The following is a 17,206-nucleotide window of genomic DNA, read 5'->3' as shown; positions in this document are numbered from 1 at the left end:
CCTCCCTGGACCGAAGAAATCAAGAAGCGTCAGTGGATGATTCAGATGCGGGAGCACCTTCGGCACCGCCCTCGGCGGGGGCTGCGGTCGCCCCGGCGAGCAGTTCCTGCTCCCACTCGGCGAGCGGCTCGGCGCCTTCGGCGTCCTGCTTGGCGCCACCCTGGCCGGCGCGGGCCTGCAGGCCTTCGGCAACCGCGGAGGCGATCACCTTGGTCAGCAGACCTGCCGAGCGGATCGCGTCGTCGTTGCCCGGGATCGGGTAGTTGACCTGGTCGGGGTCGCAGTTGGTGTCGAGGATCGCGATGACCGGGATGCCCAGCTTGATGGCCTCGTTGACCGCCAGGTGCTCCTTGTTGGTGTCGACGACCCAGATCGCCGACGGCACCTTCTGCATGTCCCGGATACCGCCGAGGCTGCGCTCAAGCTTGTTCTTCTCACGCGTGAGCATGAGGATTTCCTTCTTGGTGCGACCCTCGAAGCCACCGGTCTGCTCCATGGCCTCGAGCTCCTTGAGGCGCTGGAGACGCTTGTGCACGGTGGAGAAGTTGGTGAGCATGCCGCCCAGCCAGCGCTGGTTCACGTACGGCATGCCGACGCGGGTGGCCTCATCGGCGATGGACTCCTGCGCCTGCTTCTTGGTGCCGACGAAGAGCACGCTGCCACCGTGAGCGACGGTTTCCTTGACGAACTCGTACGCCTTGTCGATGTAGGTCAGCGTCTGCTGCAGGTCGATGATGTAGATGCCGTTGCGGTCGGTGAAGATGAACCGCTTCATCTTGGGGTTCCAGCGACGGGTCTGGTGCCCGAAGTGCGCGCCGCTGTCAAGCAGCTGCTTCATTGTGACGACGGCCATGCCGTTGCCTCCTGTGTATGTGTCGGTTGTTCGCCCGGTATCGGTGATGCCAGGCCCTGGTGTCCGCTGGTTGCCGGACCCGCCCTGGAATCCCAGGTCAGGACCGCCGGCATCCGGTTACGACCCCACTGAGGCGGTCGTGGCGCGAACACGCGAAGTCAGCCCGCTCGGCGAGCTGCGGGTAGAAGTTTACACGCTGCTCGGGGGTGCTTTGTCCCTGCGCAGCCAGGGGCTTGGCGGCCCAGGGCTCACTGCCGGGGCTCACTGCCGGTCGAGGTTATCCACAGATCCGCGCCGGCGGGCTTCCCTCGGGCGAGCTGCCGCGCTGAACTGAGCGGATGAAGACGCTGGCGGCCGCGCTGGTGGTGACCGCGCTCGCCTGGCCGGTGACCGCACGCGCCGAAGGCGGCCGGCTGCAGTGGCCGGTGACACCACGCCCCACGGTGACCCGTGAGTTCGACGCACCGTCGCCGAACTGGAACCGCGGTCACCGCGGTGTCGACCTTGCCGGAACGCCGGGACAGCCGGTCTACGCCGCAGGCCCGGGCACGGTGGTGTTCGCGGGGATACTCGCCGGGCGGCCCCTGGTGTCCATCGCACATACCGGCGGCCTGCACACCAGCTATGAACCGGTGCGGGCCACGGTGCGCCGCGGGCAAGTGGTCACTGCGGGGCAGCTGCTCGGCGAGCTGGTAGCGGGTCACCCCGGCTGCCCGGTGGCCGCGTGCCTGCACTGGGGTGCGATGTGGGGGCCTGCCGCGCGCGCCGATTACGTCGATCCGCTGGGGCTGCTGGGCGAGACCCCGATCCGGCTCAAACCGCTGACCAGCTGAACGACACGCCGCGGCTGTATCAACACTCCCCAACCCGGGCACAGCGGCCGCACCCTGATCTCATGCTGAACACGATCACGACCGTCGTCATCGCCCTGCTCGGCGTGCACATCATCGTCAAGTTCACGTTTTTCGCACTGCCCTACCGCACCCGCCGGGCGGCGCTGGACAAGAGCTACGGCGATCGGGCATCGGCGACGTCCACGTCGGACTGGGTGCTGTTGGGCTTTGTCGTCGCGCTGTGCGTGCTGCTGCTGTGTCGCGGTGTCGAGGCAGTCAGCTTCCTGGGCGGGTTGTGGATCGGGGCCACCCTGATCCAGCTGTATTTCCATCGTTTCCACACTCCCGTGCCCGCCGATCGGGCCGCGCCACCGCCGACCTCCCCGCTCAAGGAGATGTCGTACGCGATCCAGGCCGAACCGTGGAAACCCTGGCCGCAGTTGGCGATTCTGACCGTGCTGGCGGTGTGGAATCTGGTGCTCATGCTGCGCTGATGGCCCTACCCTCGACACCATGACCACCCCAGCGGCGGCACACCGCGACCGACCGATGCGTTTCGGCCTGCACACCGCGCTCCCCCGAAGCCGTGATTTCACCGAATTCGCCGTCGCCGTCGAACAATCCGGGTTCGACGTACTGACGATTCCCGACCATCTGGTTGCGTCGATGTCGCCCTTCGTCGGTGCCGCGACGGCATGCGCGGTGACCTCGTCGCTACACACCGGCACCCTGGTGCTCAACAACGACTTCCGCCACCCGGTCGACACCGCACGGGAAACCGCAAGCCTGGCAGCTCTTTCCGGCGGCCGGTTCGAGCTGGGCCTGGGCGCCGGCCACATGAAATCCGAATATGACGCGGCAGGCCTGAAATTCGATCCCGGCGCCACCCGCGTGGATCGGTTGATCGAGGCTGTCGAGGTGATCCGTCCACTGCTGGCGGGCGAAGCCGTGGACGTCGACGGCGCGCACTACTGCGTGCGTGCCGACGCGGGTGAACTCGTCGCGCCACCGGGAGTGCGCGTTCCCCTGCTGATCGGCGGAAACGGCACGCGGGTACTGCAACTGGCGGGCCGGGCAGCCGATATCGCCGGCCTGGCGGGGTTCAGTCACAACCACGACGCCACCGAGGTGCGCCTGACCCATTTCGACCCGGCCGGCCTGCTGGACCGGATCGGCGTCGTGCGCGACGCCGCGGGTGACCGCTTCGACGCCATCGAACTCAACGCACTGGTGCAGTTCGTCGTACACACCGAGGACCGAGCAGCGGCCGCAGCCGAGCTGGCCGCGCCCTTCGGCGCTCCGGCTGAGCTGCTGCTGGAATCCCCGTTCGCTCTGCTCGGCAGCTACGAGCAGATGGCCGAAACGCTGACTGACCGGCAGCGCCGCTTCGGCATCAGCTACTGGACCGTGTTCGACGCGTGGCCGGGCCGCGAATCGGCGCTTGCGCACCTGACCGAGGTGATCAAGCTGTTGCGTTAGCGTCCAAGAACTCGATCATCGCGTCGAGCGCGGCATCGGGTCGGTCACGCTGCACCCAATGACCAGCGCCCGCAATCACTTTCAGTCGCACGTTCGGGATCATGGCCGCGGCGGCGCGGGCCCGGGCGACCGGCACGCGCGAATCGCGATCGCCGTGGACGATCAGCACCGGGCACGTCAGCGACGCCAGCCGCCCCGTGTAATCCGTGCGCAGCCGATTCCACTTGACCTGGTCGCGCTGCCACTGTGCAAATGCTTCGAATCCGCCTGCTCGGCCCGCAGCCGCCATGATCTCGTCCATCAGCTCGTCGGTGAGCTGCTTGGGGTCTGTGATCAACGCCTGCATGCTGCGAGCCATCGCGCTACGGCTGCCGCTCACCCATGTGGTCGCGGCGCTCAGCAGGCCGGTGCGCAGCGCCGCCCAGGTGACCGCTTGGTGCACCCCGGACAACGGTCCGTCCGACAGCCGAGGCATGAAACCGTAGCTGCCGAGCAGCATCGCCGCCGTGACGCCACCGGGCCGGTCGAGCACGTGGCCGATGGTCATGCCGCCGCCGAGTGACAGCCCACCGATCGTGTACTGCTGCAGACCGAGTGCGTCGACCAACTCCCCCACGTAGGCGACCAGCCGCTCCTGCGTCACCGGTAGCCGCGCGGGTGCGCTGTGCCCGTAGCCGGGATGGTCCGGGGCGATGACGCGATAGCCGGCCTGCGCGAGGCGCGGACCGATCCCGCCCCACGACAACGACGCGTTGTCCACCCCGCCGCCGTGCAACAACACGACCGCGGGCGCCGGGCGATTCGGCGCCCACGTGAGATAGGAGACCGGTCCACAGGGCAGGTCTACAACCGACCGGGTCATGCCCTCGGGTGGGCCTGATCGTGCACCGCACGCAGCCTGGCCACAGTGACGTGGGTATAGAGCTGCGTGGTGGCCAGCGTCGTGTGGCCGAGCAGCTCCTGCACGACGCGCAGATCGGCGCCGCCCTCCAACAGATGCGTTGCTGCACTGTGCCGCAGCCCGTGCGGGCCGATATCCGGCGCGCCCTCGACCGCGGCCACCGTCTGGTGCACCACGGTGCGGGCCTGGCGCGGGTCCAGGCGTCCACCCCGCGCGCCCAGCAGCAGCGCCGGTCCGGACTCTGTTGTGGCGACCGCGGGCCTCCCGTCCGACAGCCACGAGGTCAACGCCTGCTGGGCCGGTTCGCCGAACGGCACCGTGCGCTGCTTGTTGCCCTTGCCGAGGACCCGCAGTACGCGTCGCTCGCGGTCGACGTCGTCGATGTCCAACCCGCACAACTCGCTGACCCGGATGCCGGTGGCGTAGAGCATCTCGACGATCAGCCGGTCCCGCAACGCAAGCGGGTCCCCTTGCTGTGCACCGGAATTCAGTGCGGCCATGGCGTCGAGCGCTTGATCCTGACGCAGCACTGCCGGCAGGGTGCGACGCGATCTGGGTGTCTGCAGCCGCGCTGCCGGATCACTGGCAAGCAGCCCGCGTCGATAAGCCCACGCGGTGAACGTCTTGACCGACGACGTGCGGCGGGCCAGCGTGGTGCGCGCCGCCCCGGCCGCGGACTGGGCAGCCAGCCAGGATCGCAGCGTCGGCAGGGTCAGCGTCTCCAGCCCGCCACCGGTGTAGTCGAACAACGACCGCAGGTCACCGCGATAGGCCCGGCGGGTGTGCTCGGACCGGCCTCTCTGCAACGCGAGGTACTCGTCGAACTCGTCGAGTACCGGCCTTGTCCCCGGGTCGCTGCGCTCCTGCCCGCCGGTGTCCATGGTCCTACCGTGACAGACACCCACACCGCACGCACCCGACGCGCCGCGGCGTGGCGGCAGTTCTCTGTTGCTTTCCCGTCAGTCGTCAGAGCACAGCAGGCATGGGTGCCGGATGTGCGGCGATCTCGTCGAGGACGCGGATGTTGCGGGCGACGTCGCGGCTCTCCCGCGCCGCGATCGCGTCGATCGCCGTCTGGATGAGCCCGATAACGCCCGGCGGGTCATAGACGAGCGCACCCTGTCCGGCGACGGCGATGTCGCGGAACCGGATCGTGACCGGCCGCAGGAAGCCCGGTTCGAGCGCAAGCACTGTCGCGAATCGCCAGGCATCGTCACGGAAGGCCGTGACCGACTGGTCGATCAGAAAGATCTCGTTCTTCATGAGCACCGCGTAGACGTCGGCCAATGCCGGTGACAGCTCGTCGATTTCGGCGACGACGCCGCTGACCTGGCTCGCCAGGACCGCGTTGATCCGATCGAAGTCGGTCTTCATGTCGCGGGTCGCCGTATCGACGGCTTGCGCCACGATGCCGAGGTCGAGGCCGATGTGCGCGTTGATACCGGCAAGCATGTGCTGCAACATGATCGGCGCCGGCCGGTCCGCCGCGTCGAAGGTCACCCGCCACGACCGCGTCGGCTTGGCATACCTGTCCGGGTGGAAGTAGCCGTTCAGCGCATCGAAGTACCGGTTGGCGAACGCGACGTCCAGCCGCGCCAGCCGGGGACCGTCCTCGAACACCCCGTCGGACACCGCCGTCTTCACGGCCACGGTGATCCGCTTGTACAAGGCGGCGAAGTAGCCGAGTCGGCTCGGCGTTTCGATCGACCAGCCGATCACAGCGTCGATGTTGGCGACGACCTCATCGAGGGTCGTTGCGGGTCGCAGTGGCGCGAGCGATGGCATCACATCATGGTGGGCGCGCCGGCGCTCGCGGGCACGAGTAGCGGACTACCCGATCCGCTACTCGACTCGGCGCAACGCTTCGGGCGTGAGGTGTGCCAGCGTGGGATAGCCGTCAACCCCCATGATCAGATCGGCCTCGGCGAGCAGCGAACGCAGCACGTGCACAACGCCGTCCGCCCCACCGAGAGCCAACCCGTACACGTAAGGCCTGCCCACCCCGACCGCCGTGGCACCCAGCGCGAGCGCCTTGACGATGTCTGCGCCGTTGCGGATACCCGAGTCGAACAACACCGGCAGCCCGTCGGCCGCCTCCACCACGCCCGGCAGACAGTCGATCGCCGGGACGCCGCCGTTGGCCTGGCGTCCGCCGTGATTCGAGCAGTAGATGCCGTCGACTCCCCCGTCCTTGGCCCGGCGCGCATCGTCGGGATGGCAGATGCCCTTGACGATGAGCGGCAGCGTAGTCAGCGACCGCAGCCACGGCAGGTCGTCCCACGTCAGGGGGTTACCGAACAGGCTGACCCAACGCAGCACGGTGGCCTGTGGGTTCTGCTCGGGCGGCTGAGCCAAACCTGCGCGGAAGACGGGGTCGGTGGTGTAGTTGGCCAGGCACTTGCCGCGCAGCTGGGGGAAGTTCGAGGTCGCCAGATCGCGTGGGCGCCATCCGGGCACCCAGGTGTCCAGCGTGACGACGATGGCCTTGAACCCGGCGGCCTCGGCGCGTTGCACCAGGCTGGCCGCCAGCTCCTTGTCGGTCGGGGTGTAGAGCTGGAAAAACCCAGGGGTGTCACCGAATTCCGCGGCGACATCCTCCATCGGATCTTCGGTGAGCGTCGAAAGCATCAACGGCACACCGGTTTTCGCAGCGGCACGGGCTGCGGCGAGGTCACCGTGCCCGTCCTGGCTGCTGATGCCGAGTACCCCGACCGGAGCCATGAACAACGGCGACGGCAGCGTGAGGCCGAACACCTCGACGCGCAGGTCGCGCTCTTTGTGCGCGTTGAACATGCGCGGCATCAGGCCCCACCGGTCGAACGCGCTGCGATTGACCCGTTGGGTGCGTTCGTCACCGGCCCCGCCTGCCACATACGACCACACTGACGGCGGCATGGCGGCCTGCGCCTTGGCCTCCAGTCCCGCGTAGTCCATCGGCAGACCCGGCACGACACCGGCCAGGCCCTGGAGGTAGATCTCGAGTTGGTAGTCGCCGAATGCCATGTCGGCTACCCTGCCAGTTCCCCCTCAGCCCGTGGTGGCGGACTCAGCTTTTGCGAGCTCGGCTTTCCACTGCCGGAAGGTCTCCTCCGTGCGTCCGCGGCGCCAGTACCCGGAGATCGATGCGGCCCACTTCGCCGGGACACCGCGTTCCTTGCGGATATAGGGCCGTAGGTTGTGCATGACCGCCTGGGCTTCGCCGTGGATGAACACCTGCACCTGGCCGGGTAGCCAGTGCGCCGACTTGACGGCGGCGACCAGCGGCGCGTTGTCGCCGGCCCGGTCCTCACCGACGAGGTCGGCCCGTCCGCCGCGGTATATCCATGCCACGTCGACACCGGCGGGCGCCTTCAGTGCCACCTCGTCGTCAGGCCCGGCGACCTCGATGAAGGCCTTGCCAACCGCATTGTCGGGCAGCGACTCCAAGGCCGCACTGATCGCCGGTAGCCCGGCTTCGTCACCGGCCAGCAGGTGCCAGTCGGCCTCCGGGTCCGGTGTGTAGGCACCGCTCGGGCCCATCAGATAGGCGGGTTGTCCCGGGACGACCGCGGCCGCCCACGGCGCTGCGACACCCTGGTCACCGTGCACGACGAAGTCGATGGCGATCTCGCGACGCTCGGTGTCGACCTGCCGCACGGTGTAGGTGCGAACGGTCGGACGATGCGCGGCGGGCAGCTCGGCAAAACTGTCGAGGGTCAGCGGCTGCGGCAGCTCGCCGACGTCCACACCGTTGGGCACGATGACCAGCTTGACGTAGGCGTCGGTGAATTCGTTCGGCGAGAATGTGTCGAACCCGGTGCCCGGACCCGCATCACCGAGTATCACCCTGACCATGTGTGGCGTCACCTGCTCACGACGCACCACCGCAAACGTGTGGACCGGACGTCCCGCCATACCGCCTCCAAAAACTCGATCGTCGGCCATTGATTAGCCGACCTCATCGACTATACGGAGCCCCGCGCATCCGTTGGGGTGTACGGGTAGGCATCGGGTCCGCCGATGTATGACCAGATGCCGGGTTCACCCAATCGCAGACAGTGCCCAATCCCAGCGTCCGCGAACGATTTCCGGATGTTCTCCGGGCCTTCGCTGTACAGCGACCAGCCCTGGCAATGTGCCGGTATCACCGCCGACAACCCGAGCATGACGGCGACGTCGGAGGCCCGGTCGGAGGTCAGGGTCAAAGGACGTCCGGAAAACTTGGCGGGCACGCGCGCGGCGCCGACATGCAGCACCCCGACGCTGATATCCGGGAACCGGGTGCCGATTTCCATGACCGGGGCGAGCGACGCGTTGTCCCCGCTGACATAGACCGTCGGCAATTCCGGGCTGCGCAGGACGAAACCGGTGACCTCGGTGTTGATGTTGCCGTATTCGTCACGCTCGCCGTCGCTGGGACCGTGCTGCGCCGGTACGGCGAACACCGTCACCGCGCGGTCCGTCGATTCGATGACGGTCGACTCGTACGGCTCAAGGCCGTGAGCGTTGCCCCCGAGCCGTCCGGCAGCCTGACTGCCGGTCAGCACGAGCGCAGCTGCGGCGGCGAAACCCCTACCGGCGTAATCGAAGTTGTCCATGTGCAGGTCATGGCTGAGCAACACCGCATCGACAGGACCGAGCTGTTCGGGTCGTACCGCGGGACCCTCGACCTTGGAATACGGGCCGAACGGACCCGGCGGGTCGAACGTCGGATCAGACACGAAGCGCAACCCGCCGTAGTCGATCACCGTCGTCGCACCGCCGATGACACCGATCGCGAACTCGTGCCGGTCTGCGTCGATGGCAGCCACCATGGCAGCGACGATATCCGCGATTGCGTGAACGCGCTCGGATCATTCACCGGCTCGCTTCCGCCGCTTGCGCCGCCGCCAACAGCCGGCCTCCACCGACGCCAGGCCGGCGATCTCGAGCACCGCCAGCGGGCCCAGCACCGTATGGGCCGGGACGCCCGCGGCCACCGCGATCTCGTCGACGGTGTGGCCACCGCGCGAGGGCAGTGCGTCGTAGACCCGCTTCTCGTCCGGGCCGAGCGCGTCCAGCGGGCCGACCGGGTGCGGCTCGTCGGCGGCGAGTTCGCCGATGCGGCCGGCCAATTCGGCAACATCTTCTGCCCGGGTCGCAAGTTTGGCCCCGCCCCGCAGCAGCACATGACAACCCGCGGAGGCCGCCGAGGTCACCGGGCCTGGCACCGCGCACACCGGCCTGCCGAGTCCCGCGGCCCACGACGCGGTATTGGCAGCGCCGCTGCGCAGCCCCGCCTCGACGACGACCGTCGCACCCGACAGCGCGGCCACCAGTCGGTTACGGGTCAGGAACCGCAACCGGCCCGGCGCTGTGCCCGGCGGGTACTCGCTGATGAGCAGGCAATCCTCGCGGATACGGCGGAACAAGGCACTGTGGCCGGACGGGTACGGGTTGTCGATGCCGCCCGCCACGACGGCCACGGTGATGCCTTCACAGGCCAGCGCGGCGCGGTGCGCTGCGCCGTCGATGCCATAGGCACCACCCGACACCACCGCGAAATCCCGGACGACCAGACCCGCTGCCAGCTCAGCAGATACGTGTTCGCCATACGCGGTGGCCGCGCGAGTGCCGACGATGGCCACCGCCCGCGCAGCCGCGTCGGTCAGGCGTACGGGCCCGGCCGCCCACAACACCAATGGCGGATGCCCGTTCGACCGGTTGTCGATTCCGTTGAATGCCATGAATGACAGCAGCGGCCATTCTTCGTCGTCACGGGTGATCAACCGGCCACCCATCCGATCGAGGATATCGAGATCTGCCTGCGCACAATCCATCTCGCGGCGCGCCTCGACCCGGTGTGCCCATTTTTCATCGATATTTCCGGCCTTCACCCGCTCGGCGGCCTCGACCGGGCCGCATCGCGCCACGAGGTCAGCCAGCTGAGGGCATGGCGGTTCGGCGACACGGGACAGGTATGCCCACGCATGTCGCTCCTCATCGGTCATGACATCCCCCTGGCCTGACGAAAGCTCAACGCGGTGGCCACATCCGCTATCGCCGGTGTGGTGCGGCCAGCCAGATCCGCCAACGTCCACGCGACTCGCAAACAGCGGTCCGCGCCTCGCATGCTGATGAGGCCACGGTCCAAAGCATCCTGCAGTGGCGCCATGGTGGCCCGGGGCAACCTGAATTCGCGCCTCAACAGGGGTCCGCTCACCTCGGCGTTGGTGCGGATGCCGTGCGGCCGCCACCGTTCCTCGGCGGCGAACCTGGCGACCGCCACCCGTTCCCGGACCGTGGCGCTCGACTCCCCCGCGTCGGGCACGAAGACGCCCGCGCTGACCGGGTTGAGCTCGACGCGCAGATCCACCCGGTCCACCAGCGGCCCTGACAGCTTGCCTCGGTACCGCAGCTTGGCCTGCGCCGAGCACATGCAGTCGACAGGGTTCGGTGGTGCGCACGGGCACGGGTTGGCCGCAAGAACCAGTTGGAACCGGGCTGGGTAACAGGCCACTCCGTCGCGGCGGGCCAACCGGATCTCGCCGTCCTCCAACGGTGTCCGTAACGCCTCCAGGGCACTGGTGCCCATCTCGGCGAACTCATCGAGGAACAGCACGCCGCGATGGGCGCGGCTGACCGCGCCGGGCCGCGCCATTCCGCTGCCTCCCCCGACCAGTGACGCGACGCTGGACGTGTGGTGCGGGGCGACGAAAGGCGGCCGCGTGATCAGCGGAGTGTCGCTCGCCAGCAGGCCCGCGACCGAGTGAACCGCCGTCACCTCCAGCGACTCGCCGTGCGACAGCGGCGGCAGCAGCCCGGGAAGACGTTGCGCGAGCATGGTTTTGCCGGTGCCGGGCGGTCCTGTGAGCATCAGATGGTGCGCTCCCGCGGCGGCGACCTCGACGGCGTAGCGGGCTTGCGTCTGCCCGACCACGTCGGCAAGGTCAGCGGTCGGTTCAGCAACACGTTCGCCCGCCGCGGTCCGCGCCGCCAGGTCTGCCTTGTTCTCGAACCATGCCAGCAACTGGCCCAGGGTGCGCACACCCCACACCTCTATGCCGTCGATCAAGCTCGCCTCGGCCAGGTTGTCGACCGGCACCACCACCGTCGGCCACCCTTCCTGCTTGGCCGCCAGCACCGCAGGCAGCACACCGTGCACCGGCCGCACCCGAGCGTCCAACGAAAGTTCTCCCAAGAGCACCGTCTTCTCCAGCCGTGCCCACGCGGTCTTGGTGTTCGCCGACAACACCGCACTGGCCAGAGCCAAGTCGTACGCAGACCCCACCTTGCGCAACGTCGCGGGCGACAACGCCAACGTGAGGCGTGACATCGGCCAGCTGGCACCGCAGTTGGTGATCGCTGCCCGCACCCGATCCCGGGATTCCTGCAACGCGGCATCGGGCAGCCCCACCAGATGAACACCGGGAAGGCCGGAGCTGATGTCGGCCTCGATCTCGACGATCACCCCGTCGAGACCCCGCACGGCCACCGAATACGCTCTGCCCAAACTCATTTCAACCCACCCCCTGCAGATGAATGATCTCCGGCTCACGCCGCCTGCCGATACGTACGCCGATCACATCGATGCGCACCTCGGACCACCTGCGGTCCTGTTCGGCCAGCCAGAGCGCGGCCAACCGGCGCAGCCGGCGCACTTTCTGCGCGGGCACCGCCTCGGCCAGACCGCCGAAACCGTCGCCGGTGCGGGTCTTCACCTCGACGAACACCACTGTGCCTGCGGCCGCGTCCTCGGCGATCACGTCAAGTTCGCCGTAGCGACACCGCCAGTTGCGAACCAAGGCCCGCAGCCCGACGGTCGCCAGATGCTCGACCGCCAATTGCTCACCCAGCGCGCCGATCTCAGCCCGAGTCATTGAAGTCATGCCGATACCGTGCGACCACGGTCCGACAGAATTCGTCTAGAACCGGTCAGTTATCCCCAAGTTGTACTTCATCCACAGGCCGGATTGCGTCAACCGGTAGACGGCTGGCAGCGCAGGTGGTCGACGACCAGGTCGGCGACCGCACCCGGAGCGTCAGTCACCAGACCGTGCCCCACGCCCGACACCGTCACCGTCCGAGCCCCCGCCCGCTGCGCTGCCCGTGCTGCGCTGTCCGGATCGTGCACGGCGCTGTCTCCGGCCAGCACGACCAGGGTGGGAACCGGCAGCGGCGGCAGCGGATCGGGCAGTTCGGGCGTCGCGACGGGCGAGGCCGGGAAGTGCGCCGCCCCATGAGCGAGCAGGTCCAGGTATGCCTCGCGAGCCGGCCCGCTGCCCGAAACGCCCGGCTCGAACATCGCGCGCGCAGCCGCGAAAGTCGGATGGACGTCGCGGTTTTGGGCGAACTCGGCGAACTGAGGCGGCAATGGGGCGAACGCCAGAACCGGATCGAGCAGGACCAGCCGCCGCACCCGGGCTGGATGCGCCAGCGAGAATCGCAGCGCGAGATGCCCGCCAAACGAGTGTCCGCACAAGTCGGCTGTTGGAAGCTCCAGCAGGTCGAAAGTCTCTGCGAGCCAAGCCACCATGTCGTCCATGCCGTCGATCGGAGCGCCAGTGTGGCGGCTGCGACCCGGTTCACCCATGATGTCCACGGCTCGCACCCGGTGATGGTCGGCCAACGTCCCCACGATGGGGTACCACATCGCCGAGGTGGCACCGAGGCCGTGCAGCAGGACCAGCGGGGGCGCCGACACCGGCCCGGCTGATGTGATTCGAGTGGTGCCGTACCTCCCGGACAGATCGACGGTCTCGGTCGGCACCGGCCAGTGGGCCATGACCGCGTCGTAGGCCCGAAAGTAGGCGCTCTCCAGATCCGGGTCGGCGAAGGCAGGCATCGGTGCCGACTCTACGTCAGCCCTGTTGTCCGGGCGCCACTGCGGATCACGCCTGGTCTATTGCGAGTATCAGTAGGCCGGTGATCCCGAAAAGAAGCACTGCTGAAACGGCGAAACCGCGCCACCACAGTCGTTTTGGCAACGCCAGGGGCAGCAACACCGCGCAGACGAGGCTCAGTGGCAAGTACGCCAGGAATCCGAAGATCATGCCGTAACCATGTGGGTCCTGCGCAGGGTTCGTGGAGAATGCCGACGAGAGGACCATCCACACCATCAGTAGCCATGGCACTGCGGCAGTTCCACCCAACACGGCCGCCACGATCCGCACTGCGAGCACCCCTTGGCTCTGCCCGGGCGCGGGCGTCGGCGGGTGTTGCGGCCCGTCGTATGGATATTGTTCGTGCCATTCGTAGGGATGCGGGACGGCGGACCCGGCCGCACCGGCCCCAGGGTCATCGGCCCCGGTCACCACAGCACCCGCCCTGCACAATCCATCTATCAAGCATCGCACCGCTCATGCGGTGTTCGACGCGGCAATTTGCCGCGTCGGCTCATCACACCGGCATGTTCATGAAGATGTCCAGCGCCTCACCGAATGGCAGCATCTCGTACTCGGGCTCGAAGTAGGTGACGGCGGTACCGGGCGGCAGATCCGGCGAAGTGAACAGTTTCGGCGTATCACAACCGGTGATCATGAGTAGACGTCGGCTGCCGGGAAAGGGGTAGTCCTCCTCCCACTCCTCGAACTCGTCGCGGTCGGGCTTGCCCCAGTACGCAGCGAGGGTCCGCATGGCAGAAGGTGAAGCGACACCACAGGATTCGCCGTCGTAGATCGTGTAGCCCGCATGTACGGTCCGCAGGAACGTTTGTACCGCCGGCGGCACCGACTCGAACAGCGGCGGTATCTCGTCGCCGAAGGTCCGGGGATCTTCCCCGACCCATACGAGCAGCTCGCCGTTGAACCGACTGACGACGTAGTCCAGCGACGGTGCGCTGAGCCAGCTGTGTTTGGCCACCCGTACGTCGACGAGCGAGTTCCTCAACACCCCTGCGTAGCGGGGAATCATCGCCAAGAAATCCTCGGTCCAGGTGGCCAAGGCGGCGCGCACACGATCGCGCGGATCGGCTGATTCGGCCACAGGCCACCATGCCTGCGGTATGAGCGAACGAGTCGTCGGTCCGGGCTCAAGGACGCTGATGGGCCCGGAATCCCAATCTGTCGCGGCCGCAAGGGCAGACTCGTCGATACCTGACATGCCGCGGGTCCTATTCGGTAGATGCGAAGGGCGCCAACAGGAACTCATCGACGAAGCGCACAAACGTGTCGTCCACGTGTGCGGTGTCCTCAGCCGTGAAGTACTCGATGATCAAGCCTTGAAAAGCCGCCAACGCGATGCGTGACCGGGTTTCGGCAACGTGGGTGGGCATGCCGAGCGCCTCCAGCCGTGCCTGAGAGTTCCTGGTGAGCAGTGACAGTGTCTCCCAGGTGTACTCGCGGTAGGGACTGTCCCGCCCGCATGCGGCACCGAACACCTGCAGGACGACCCGCAGGGTGTCGCTGCGGTCGCCACGTGTGCAGGCGTGCCAGTCCTGCATGCACCACTCCCGGTGTGCCGCCACCGACACGGGCAGATCGAGTTCGTCGGTTTGGGGTATCGCGGCCCGCTGCTGGCGGTTGAGCACTTCGAGGGTCAGTTGCTCTTTGCTGCCGAAGTAGTACACGAGCATGCGTGCGCTGGTGCCCATCTCAGCGGCCAGCGACCGGAGCGACGTCTCGGTCAGCCCGGTGCGAGCGAGCACAGCGCCGGCGGAGGCGAGCAGTTCCTCCCGCTTCGCATGGTCGATCGATCGAGCCATGCCTCACTGTAATAGTTGCTTCAGGTATTCCGATGGGCTGACCGGCGCGCCGGTGTGCCCCGTAGCTGCTCCGAGCCGACAACCGGCAAGATCGCACCGTGAAAGAAATCGTCATCGCCTTCGATTGCGATGGAACGCTTCTCAAGAGCACCGACCAGCGGACCATTGCGCCCGCTGACCACATCAGGACGCTGTTGATCACGCTGTCGCAGTTCAAGAACACCAAGATCGTCGTGTGGAGCGGCGGAGGCCCCGCCTATGCCCGGCGGGTGGCTGAGGCGCTCGGCGTTGCCGAGTATGTCGACGACTACGCAGGCAAGAATCCTCAGCGGCCGGTCGGCATCACCGAGACGGCCCGAAGAGGTGTGTTCCTTCCAGACATCGAGCCCGATATCGCCATCGACGATCTCGAGGACTGTGACCTGGGTTTACTGAACCTCATCGTCGGCTGATCCGCGATCTGATCACTGCGCGGGGCGGTCGGCGACCAGCCCCTCCTGCACGAGCGTTGCGGCGACCCAGCCGTCAGACCCGATGAGGCTTGCGGAGGCGACGCCGCGTCCACGTGCAGCCGCCGGTGAGCGCGCCTCGAGCAGATTCCACCGATCGGCGCGCACCGGACGATGAAACCAGATCGAGGAATCCGTGGTGCCGCTGCGCAATGCGCGCGACCGCATGCTGTGTCCGTGTACGGCCAGCACCGGGTCGATGCCGTAGAGGTCGGTGATGTACACCGCGATCAAGGTGTGCACCAACGGCTCGTCGGGAAGCTCGGTGGTGACGCGCCACCAGAACCGGCGCACGAACGCGTCGGCAGTACCGGCGTCGTCGAAACGGATGTCGAACTCCCCCAACGGCAGTGACGGAGCGGGCCCGGGCGCTCCGGTGTGTTCGAGCGCTTCGGGGTCACCCGGCAGTGAGGTGTGACCGTGTTCCGGCCCCGCCAGCTTGGTTGCGAAAGACACCGTCGCTGCCGTCAGGAGCCGGTCGTTCTGATAGGACTCGACGCGACGGGCAGCCGCGGTCCGGCCGTCGTAAATCCGCTGCACCCGATAGTGCACGGGTTCTCCTGCATCGCCTGCCCGCAGGAACTGCACGTGCACGTTGGTCGGCGAACGGTCGGCCTCGACGGTACCGCAGGCCGCTGCCAGACTCTGCGCGGCCAGTTGGCCGCCGTACGCCCGTTTGCCATCCGGCCCGATGCTCTCGCCGACGTATCCGTCGCCGTCGGCGCGCACGTCGAGTAACTTCAGCAGCGTACTCACTTGATCAAACCTGTTGCGATAGTTCCCGATTCGGACAGTGCGGCGATTTCGTCGGCGGCGAGACCGAGGTGTTCGGACAACACTGCGGCAGTGTCGTCGCCGACGGCGGGCGCGGGCACCGCGGGCGGGTAGGTCCCGTCGATCGCCATCGGCAGGCCCGGCGCCAGGTACCGCCCGATGCGCGGTTGGTCGAGCGGCGTGAACAGCGGGTTGGCCGTCACGCGGGGATCGGTGGCGACCTCGGTGAAGCTGCAGTAGCGCTCCCACAGCACCGAGGTCGTCGACAGTGCTGCCGCGATCTCCTCGGCGGTGTGCTGGCTGAACCACAGCGTGAACAGGCCCGTGAGGGCGTCGCGGTGAATGTAGCGCTGACCTTCGTCGGCGAAGTCGGCGCCCAGCGCTTCAGCCAGTGCCGCAACGGCTTTCGTGGTGCCGGTAACCTCGGTGAGGCCCTGGAAGTGCCGACCGGTGAGTGCGACGAGCATGAATGCCGCCCCGTCGCTGCTGGTGAAGTTCTGCCCGTAGGTGCCGAAGAGGGTGTTGCCGAGCCGCTCGCGTTCGGTCCCGTTGATCATCACCTCGGTGAGAAATCCCAGGTTGCCCGCCGTCGCCAGCGCGACATTCTCCAACGGGATACTGATCCGGGCGCCCTCACCGGTGGCATCGCGACGACGCAGCGCGGCACTGACCGCCAGCGCCACGTAGAGCCCGCAGCTGATGTCCCAGGCGGGCAGGACGTGGTTGACCGGGGCAGCGAGCTGGGCCGGTCCGGTCACCAGCGGAAACCCGACCCCGGCGTTGACGGTGTAGTCGACCCCGGTGCCGCCGTCGGCCCGTCCTGACACCTCGACGTGGATCAGGTCGGGCCGGGCCGCCACCAGCTCATCGTACGAATGCCATTGCCGGCCCGTCACATTGGTGATCAACACACCGTCCTCGATGATCAGCCGCTGCACCAGCCGCCGGCCGTCGATAGAGCGTATATCGGCGGCCACCGACCGCTTGCCCTTGTTGAGCCCGGCCCAGTAGATGCTCTCGCCGTCCTCGGTGACCGGCCAGCGGTGGTAGTCGGCCGCGCCGCCGATCGGGTCGACCCGGACCACCTCGGCGCCCAGCTGGCCGAGTGTCATCCCCGCCAACGGCACCGCGACGAAGCTGGAGATCTCGATGACCCGGACACCGGCCAACGGCCGTGACGTTGCAGGTTCGACCATG

At 67.6% G+C, this 17,206-nt stretch carries 20 protein-coding genes; 4 read left to right on the top strand and 16 right to left on the bottom strand.

Annotated features, from left to right (window positions below):
• Positions 1–19 precede the first annotated feature (19 nt).
• The gene (gene rpsB, locus A5784_RS07275) at positions 20–853 is read right to left on the bottom strand and encodes a 30S ribosomal protein S2 (RefSeq protein ID WP_064943758.1); all 834 of its coding nucleotides are present in this window, start codon (positions 851–853) and stop codon (positions 20–22) included.
• Between the two features lie 338 nt (positions 854–1,191).
• Here rpsB and A5784_RS07270 point away from each other — a divergent pair, with 338 nt between their 5' ends.
• The 3 genes from A5784_RS07270 (at position 1,192) to A5784_RS07260 (ending at position 3,165) form a co-directional block, all read left to right on the top strand.
• Positions 1,192–1,686: a M23 family metallopeptidase gene (locus A5784_RS07270; RefSeq protein ID WP_064943756.1), complete on the top strand. Its 495-nt coding sequence runs from the start codon at positions 1,192–1,194 to the stop codon at positions 1,684–1,686.
• Between the two features lie 62 nt (positions 1,687–1,748).
• The gene (locus A5784_RS07265) at positions 1,749–2,180 is read left to right on the top strand and encodes a hypothetical protein (RefSeq protein WP_064943753.1); all 432 of its coding nucleotides are present in this window, start codon (positions 1,749–1,751) and stop codon (positions 2,178–2,180) included.
• Positions 2,181–2,199: 19 nt separating this feature from the next.
• Complete coding sequence (locus A5784_RS07260; RefSeq protein WP_064943751.1) at positions 2,200–3,165, top strand: LLM class F420-dependent oxidoreductase; 966 nt, start codon at positions 2,200–2,202, stop codon at positions 3,163–3,165.
• On the opposite strand, the gene A5784_RS07255 is transcribed toward A5784_RS07260, so the two are convergent.
• From A5784_RS07255 to A5784_RS07195, 13 genes are all read right to left on the bottom strand, one after another.
• The gene (locus tag A5784_RS07255; protein WP_064943749.1) at positions 3,149–4,027 is read right to left on the bottom strand and encodes an alpha/beta fold hydrolase; all 879 of its coding nucleotides are present in this window, start codon (positions 4,025–4,027) and stop codon (positions 3,149–3,151) included. The two genes, A5784_RS07260 and A5784_RS07255, sit on opposite strands and share 17 nt — an antisense overlap.
• A complete protein-coding gene (locus A5784_RS07250) occupies positions 4,024–4,947 on the bottom strand; it encodes a tyrosine recombinase XerC (RefSeq protein ID WP_064943747.1) in 924 nt (307 codons plus the stop codon). Before A5784_RS07250 ends, A5784_RS07255 begins: the two co-directional genes overlap by 4 nt.
• Before the next feature lie 85 nt (positions 4,948–5,032).
• Positions 5,033–5,851, bottom strand: coding sequence for a DUF5995 family protein (locus tag A5784_RS07245; RefSeq protein WP_064943746.1), 819 nt, complete (start codon positions 5,849–5,851; stop codon positions 5,033–5,035).
• 57 nt (positions 5,852–5,908) lie between these two features.
• On the bottom strand, positions 5,909–7,069 hold the full coding sequence (locus tag A5784_RS07240; RefSeq protein WP_064943744.1) for a lactate 2-monooxygenase: 1,161 nt from the start codon (positions 7,067–7,069) through the stop codon (positions 5,909–5,911).
• Positions 7,070–7,093: 24 nt separating this feature from the next.
• On the bottom strand, positions 7,094–7,960 hold the full coding sequence (locus tag A5784_RS07235) for a siderophore-interacting protein (RefSeq protein ID WP_064943742.1): 867 nt from the start codon (positions 7,958–7,960) through the stop codon (positions 7,094–7,096).
• A 50-nt stretch (positions 7,961–8,010) separates the two neighbouring features.
• Positions 8,011–8,859, bottom strand: coding sequence for an MBL fold metallo-hydrolase (locus A5784_RS07230; protein WP_064943740.1), 849 nt, complete (start codon positions 8,857–8,859; stop codon positions 8,011–8,013).
• 39 nt (positions 8,860–8,898) lie between these two features.
• Positions 8,899–10,035: a DNA-processing protein DprA gene (gene dprA, locus A5784_RS07225; protein WP_064943738.1), complete on the bottom strand. Its 1,137-nt coding sequence runs from the start codon at positions 10,033–10,035 to the stop codon at positions 8,899–8,901.
• Positions 10,032–11,543: a YifB family Mg chelatase-like AAA ATPase gene (locus A5784_RS07220; RefSeq protein ID WP_064943736.1), complete on the bottom strand. Its 1,512-nt coding sequence runs from the start codon at positions 11,541–11,543 to the stop codon at positions 10,032–10,034. The genes dprA and A5784_RS07220 overlap by 4 nt, the downstream gene beginning before the upstream one ends.
• 1 nt (position 11,544) lies before the next feature.
• Positions 11,545–11,913 (bottom strand): YraN family protein, encoded by a 369-nt coding sequence (locus A5784_RS07215; protein ID WP_064943734.1) that lies wholly within the window; start codon positions 11,911–11,913, stop codon positions 11,545–11,547.
• An 89-nt stretch (positions 11,914–12,002) separates the two neighbouring features.
• Complete coding sequence (locus tag A5784_RS07210; protein WP_064943732.1) at positions 12,003–12,869, bottom strand: alpha/beta fold hydrolase; 867 nt, start codon at positions 12,867–12,869, stop codon at positions 12,003–12,005.
• Positions 12,870–12,915: 46 nt separating this feature from the next.
• On the bottom strand, positions 12,916–13,338 hold the full coding sequence (locus tag A5784_RS37420; RefSeq protein ID WP_156750429.1) for a hypothetical protein: 423 nt from the start codon (positions 13,336–13,338) through the stop codon (positions 12,916–12,918).
• 85 nt (positions 13,339–13,423) lie between these two features.
• Positions 13,424–14,125 (bottom strand): hypothetical protein, encoded by a 702-nt coding sequence (locus A5784_RS07200; protein WP_156750428.1) that lies wholly within the window; start codon positions 14,123–14,125, stop codon positions 13,424–13,426.
• A gap of 10 nt (positions 14,126–14,135) precedes the next feature.
• Positions 14,136–14,726, bottom strand: a complete 591-nt coding sequence (locus tag A5784_RS07195; protein WP_064943729.1) for a TetR/AcrR family transcriptional regulator — start codon at positions 14,724–14,726, stop codon at positions 14,136–14,138.
• A gap of 98 nt (positions 14,727–14,824) precedes the next feature.
• Between A5784_RS07195 and A5784_RS07190 the strand changes: the two genes are divergently transcribed.
• Positions 14,825–15,178 carry an HAD family hydrolase gene (locus tag A5784_RS07190; protein WP_064943727.1) on the top strand — a complete coding sequence of 118 codons (354 nt, stop codon included), beginning with the start codon at positions 14,825–14,827 and terminating at the stop codon, positions 15,176–15,178.
• A 12-nt stretch (positions 15,179–15,190) separates the two neighbouring features.
• Here A5784_RS07190 and A5784_RS07185 read toward each other — a convergent pair whose 3' ends face one another.
• Together A5784_RS07185 and A5784_RS07180 are read right to left on the bottom strand one after the other, a co-directional pair.
• Positions 15,191–15,991 carry an acyl-CoA thioesterase gene (locus tag A5784_RS07185; RefSeq protein WP_064943725.1) on the bottom strand — a complete coding sequence of 267 codons (801 nt, stop codon included), beginning with the start codon at positions 15,989–15,991 and terminating at the stop codon, positions 15,191–15,193.
• Complete coding sequence (locus A5784_RS07180; RefSeq protein ID WP_064943723.1) at positions 15,988–17,205, bottom strand: CoA transferase; 1,218 nt, start codon at positions 17,203–17,205, stop codon at positions 15,988–15,990. Before A5784_RS07180 ends, A5784_RS07185 begins: the two co-directional genes overlap by 4 nt.
• Between the last annotated feature and the right edge of the window lies 1 nt (position 17,206).

It is taken from the genome of Mycobacterium sp. 852013-50091_SCH5140682 (assembly GCF_001665685.1).
Lineage (GTDB): Bacteria > Actinomycetota > Actinomycetes > Mycobacteriales > Mycobacteriaceae > Mycobacterium.
The sequence above is the reverse complement of the archived record's forward strand: the minus strand, read 5'-3'. Positions and strand labels throughout refer to the sequence as shown.

Coding starts and splice junctions, on each gene's coding strand:
- rpsB (WP_064943758.1), bottom strand. CDS start 853: ATGGCCGTCGTCACAATGAAGCAGCTGCTTGACAGCGGCGCGCACTTC.
- A5784_RS07270 (WP_064943756.1), top strand. CDS start 1,192: ATGAAGACGCTGGCGGCCGCGCTGGTGGTGACCGCGCTCGCCTGGCCG.
- A5784_RS07265 (WP_064943753.1), top strand. CDS start 1,749: ATGCTGAACACGATCACGACCGTCGTCATCGCCCTGCTCGGCGTGCAC.
- A5784_RS07260 (WP_064943751.1), top strand. CDS start 2,200: ATGACCACCCCAGCGGCGGCACACCGCGACCGACCGATGCGTTTCGGC.
- A5784_RS07255 (WP_064943749.1), bottom strand. CDS start 4,027: ATGACCCGGTCGGTTGTAGACCTGCCCTGTGGACCGGTCTCCTATCTC.
- A5784_RS07250 (WP_064943747.1), bottom strand. CDS start 4,947: ATGGACACCGGCGGGCAGGAGCGCAGCGACCCGGGGACAAGGCCGGTA.
- A5784_RS07245 (WP_064943746.1), bottom strand. CDS start 5,851: ATGCCATCGCTCGCGCCACTGCGACCCGCAACGACCCTCGATGAGGTC.
- A5784_RS07240 (WP_064943744.1), bottom strand. CDS start 7,069: ATGGCATTCGGCGACTACCAACTCGAGATCTACCTCCAGGGCCTGGCC.
- A5784_RS07235 (WP_064943742.1), bottom strand. CDS start 7,960: ATGGCGGGACGTCCGGTCCACACGTTTGCGGTGGTGCGTCGTGAGCAG.
- A5784_RS07230 (WP_064943740.1), bottom strand. CDS start 8,859: ATGGTGGCTGCCATCGACGCAGACCGGCACGAGTTCGCGATCGGTGTC.
- dprA (WP_064943738.1), bottom strand. CDS start 10,035: ATGACCGATGAGGAGCGACATGCGTGGGCATACCTGTCCCGTGTCGCC.
- A5784_RS07220 (WP_064943736.1), bottom strand. CDS start 11,543: ATGAGTTTGGGCAGAGCGTATTCGGTGGCCGTGCGGGGTCTCGACGGG.
- A5784_RS07215 (WP_064943734.1), bottom strand. CDS start 11,913: ATGACTTCAATGACTCGGGCTGAGATCGGCGCGCTGGGTGAGCAATTG.
- A5784_RS07210 (WP_064943732.1), bottom strand. CDS start 12,869: ATGCCTGCCTTCGCCGACCCGGATCTGGAGAGCGCCTACTTTCGGGCC.
- A5784_RS07200 (WP_156750428.1), bottom strand. CDS start 14,125: ATGTCAGGTATCGACGAGTCTGCCCTTGCGGCCGCGACAGATTGGGAT.
- A5784_RS07195 (WP_064943729.1), bottom strand. CDS start 14,726: ATGGCTCGATCGATCGACCATGCGAAGCGGGAGGAACTGCTCGCCTCC.
- A5784_RS07180 (WP_064943723.1), bottom strand. CDS start 17,205: ATGGTCGAACCTGCAACGTCACGGCCGTTGGCCGGTGTCCGGGTCATC.